This is a genomic window from Polaromonas sp. P1_G2 (assembly GCF_056405515.1).
This window is the reverse complement of sequence record NZ_JBFUBY010001728.1, coordinates 1-363: the sequence shown is the minus strand read 5'-3', so window position 1 is coordinate 363 and position 363 is coordinate 1. Positions and strand designations below refer to the sequence as shown.

1 protein-coding gene is annotated in these 363 nt (G+C 60.3%); it reads left to right on the top strand.

Features of this window, described 5'->3' with window-relative positions:
- On the top strand, positions 1-363 hold a 363-nt coding region (locus AC1D0P_RS32310), incomplete at both ends, for a gamma-glutamyltransferase (RefSeq protein WP_477680451.1).

Sequence of the window (363 nt, the reverse complement as noted above, 5' to 3'; positions counted from 1 at the left end):
GGACAAGGCCGCCGCTGGCATCTTCTTCAAGGACGGCAAGCCCTATCAGATCGGTGATGTCCTCAAGCAGCCGGACCTGGCAAAGAGCCTGGAAGCGATCGCCAAGGACGGTCCCGACGCCTTCTACAAGGGCTGGATCGCCGACGACATCGTCAAGACGAGCGAAAACATGCACGGCCTGCTCGCCAAGGCCGATTTCGAGCAATACAGGGTGCGGGAACTCAAGCCGGTAAGCTGCAATTACCGCGGCTACGAGATCATCTCCTCGCCGCCGCCGAGCTCGGGCGGGGTGATCATCTGCGAAATCCTCAACATAATCGAAGGCTATCCGCTGGAAAAATACGGCCCGGCCTCGGCCGAGAC